Below are 3209 nucleotides of genomic sequence, written 5' to 3'. Positions count from 1 at the left end.
GTGGTGCGTTACGGGGCGGGCTATCCAAAGCCTGGCTACGAGGCGGAAAATGAGGCACCCCTAACGCACCCTACGCAACTAATTTTATTGGGCAATAAAACTCCGGATATCTTTCCCATCTTGCCTCTTGCCTCTTGCCTCTTGCCTCTTGCCTCTTGCCTATTGCCTCTTTCAGCAATTCGTGTGTTTACAACCGAGATACAAAGGCTATAATTGATCGAGCTTAACGTCTGCTTCCGTTGGCACCACTGATTCTTCTGGAATCTTTGTTGTTGATAGATTATCATCAGCCACAGGATTACCATTTTCGTCCACGAAGGTTAAGCCTTTTTTAACAATGACTCCATTGGGATAATCATCGGATTGGGGTACCGAAAAGACGGTGACTTTAATCCCCCTCCTATCTTCAGGTTCCGGTATAGGTTGGAAGACATCAATCTTCAACTTCATTGCCAGTTCAGGAGCAACGTCTTGGTTGGTTAGAAAACTAAAATCTTTACTATCAAAGGGAAAATCCTCGGCAAAATTGAAAGGAAACTGATCATTAATTGATCCAGTAGCAGTATAACAAGGATCCGGTGATGTACCTTCCGTAACAGTAATTGATTTTGCCCACATATCAGATAATGGATGATTGTCAGATAAGTTAATGGGCAATTCTTCAGTAATGCTATAGGTATTCTCGACTTCCTCCATAAAGGTTGGGATATCGTTAATATTTTGATAATCGCTGATTTTATCCTCTGCCATCTTATCTCCTGTTTATTTAAATTAAATTAAACCTATTGCTTAAAGCCTTAACCTTTAGCATAAGCCGCATACCAGCCAACAGCATCATTACTATCCGTGGCATCAGGATTGCCAAAGATAACAATTTCCGTTTGTCCACTGGGGGGAAATGAGAGGACAAAAAACTTAAGAGCAACCTTCTTAATTTTCAACAAGTAAGCTGTACCAGAAGTGCTAGTGGAATCAACCAGTAATTCCACTGTCTTGAAGGACAGCTTCAGTACACTCTGGAGAGGAAAACCGAGCACATCCCCACCAATTCCCGGTAGCCTCAATCCTACAAAAGTTGTGGCTTTTTCCTGGGAACCATCCTGATTCGGTTCCCAGATAATCAACAGATTAACCACAAACTGAGCTGAACCCGACAATGCCCCCAAACTGCCCAAATTAAACTCGAAATTAAAACCAAAGCCACTGTCGGGCATAGAACCAGTGCCCAAGGGAGTTTTAACCGTAAGATACCCTTTAGGCTTGCTATCGGGTTGAGCAGGGTCGAGATAGACGAAGTTAGTCAGCTTAAGGGGAAATTTGCTGTAGAGACTATGGGGGCGGGCTTTACTCTGAGCCAAATCAAAGGCAATTTGGCTGGCATCCACACTAAAGGTGATATCCTGGGTACCATTGGTATGCTTGCAGTTCATCACAATGGTTAGCTTTGAGAACTGGAGGAATTGTTCGTTATTGGCTAGCTCATCGAGTTTTTGCTGCAACTCCGCTGATGCTTGATTGAGAGTATCAATCCCTACTTGATAATCGTCTTCCAGAGCACGGGCACTGCGGTTGACCAGGTTGCTGGCAGTTAACACGTCATCGGACACGGAAGTATCTGACCCAAAGGATAATCCATCAAAGGTCTCTAGGTCACGGAAATTGAGACGGCCCCAGAGGGTAAACCGTCCAATGGTGAGTGTAGTATCATTGCCTGGGGGGTCTGTGGAAAACGTGGCCTTAACGATGTCAACATTATTGAGAATATGACTATCGGGTAGGGCAAAATAGTTCTCGCCGCTAAAGCTAAAGCTATAGGTAATCACGCCATCGTGTTCTTCCGTAAAGCCCTGGAGAATGACGATATTCCGTCCTGAACGACTATTGAGTAATTGGGTGGCTTCGTCAAAGAGTTTATCTAGGGTAAGATTGACCTGACTGGAAAATGCGGTAATTTGAGAATTTTGGAATTGCACCCGTAAGTTGGCCACCTGGAAGGCATAGCCCAAGGGACCGGTTTCTGGCACGGAGTTGTCTTGATAGTCCAGCAATCCAAACAAAGAAGACTGTTCCGCTACCAATTCCCCATTTTGGGGAAAAATCGGGGTGCCATTACTCCCGACATACTGAGCGTAGAAGTTATCCTGGTCTTGTATGCCACATTCTAGGGCTTTCAAGTCTTCAGGCAGTCCTGTCCCAGCTGGGAGCTTGACATTTAAAGCAATCATCCCTGACCAAAAGGTGCTGCTGCCAACCCGGGCTAGAGGGGCAGCATTATCCCGGTCTTTTTCAGCAGCATTGGGGTCGTTGGCCGTTGCGATCGCATTTTCAAAGAATGTCACTAAGCGATCGCGCACTGCTTTAATTTCCTTGACCCGTTCATCAGCATCCGTTGCCGTCCCGACAAATACCTCCGGTTGTTCCCACAGGGCGGTATCCTTGAGAATATCAATCAGGGGCTTATCTAGGAACTTAAACAGTAAGACCGTATCCGTATCCCCTGTGCCCTGACGCCAATTGTCTGGATTGAGATCAAAGGTCCACCCTTGAATGGTCAGTTGGTTATTCTGAAAATGCTCCTTGATAACTGGAGGAGATTCATTGGTATCGGTTTTGAGGGAAGTCGGGTCAGTGATCACCAGGAACATCTGACTGGACTGGAAAGCTGAACGGAGGGATGAACCCCGTTCTAGGTCCTGCAAACTCACATCCTTATTGTCGGTATCCTTCGCCAGTAATAGACTATTGAGGGTTTGGTAATCAGAGGAATAGGTTGCCAACAATCCCAGGGAAGTTGTACCAGTGATGGTTTCCGCTGGTGCAGCAGCTGTCATGGCCTGAGCTTCAGGGGTAGCTGATCTACTCAAGGCACTGAATGCTTGGGGACTAAATGTCCCTATCCCCCCTAGTATTCCTTGAGGTTGACCGCTAAGTTGAGTAGTGTCTGTTTCAGCAATAATTTTAATTTGTTTGCGGCGCTGGGGATTGAGGATTTGTTCCTCCATTTGCTGATAGTGAGCCAGGGTTCCACTTACGCCTCCATAGGGAAACAAGGGTAAATATTCTCCCCTGGGCAGTCCTGTAACGGGAACCTCCAAAAACGTGAGGAGGTCATTAGTTGGGTCTTCGTTAGTTGGGTCTTCCAACAACGTGAGGGGGTCATCTGCCTGGTCATCTGCCTGGTCATCTGCCTGGTCATCTGCCTGGTCATC

At 46.3% G+C, this 3209-nt stretch carries 2 protein-coding genes and 1 pseudogene; 1 reads left to right on the top strand and 2 read right to left on the bottom strand.

Features of this window, described 5'->3' with window-relative positions; translation table 11 throughout:
- On the top strand, positions 1 to 213 hold a 213-nt coding region (locus AC4II3_RS04860; RefSeq protein ID WP_490722779.1), incomplete at its 5' end, for a hypothetical protein.
- On the opposite strand, the gene AC4II3_RS04855 is transcribed toward AC4II3_RS04860, so the two are convergent.
- Together AC4II3_RS04855 and AC4II3_RS04850 are read right to left on the bottom strand one after the other, a co-directional pair.
- Positions 208 to 750, bottom strand: a complete 543-nt coding sequence (locus tag AC4II3_RS04855; RefSeq protein WP_488009074.1) for a hypothetical protein — start codon at positions 748 to 750, stop codon at positions 208 to 210. The two genes, AC4II3_RS04860 and AC4II3_RS04855, sit on opposite strands and share 6 nt — an antisense overlap.
- A 47-nt stretch (positions 751 to 797) precedes the next feature.
- Positions 798 to 3209, bottom strand: a pseudogene (locus tag AC4II3_RS04850) (hypothetical protein); the annotation flags it as partial.

The organism is Moorena sp., from assembly GCF_982860115.1.
The sequence above is the reverse complement of the archived record's forward strand: the minus strand, read 5'-3'. Positions and strand labels throughout refer to the sequence as shown.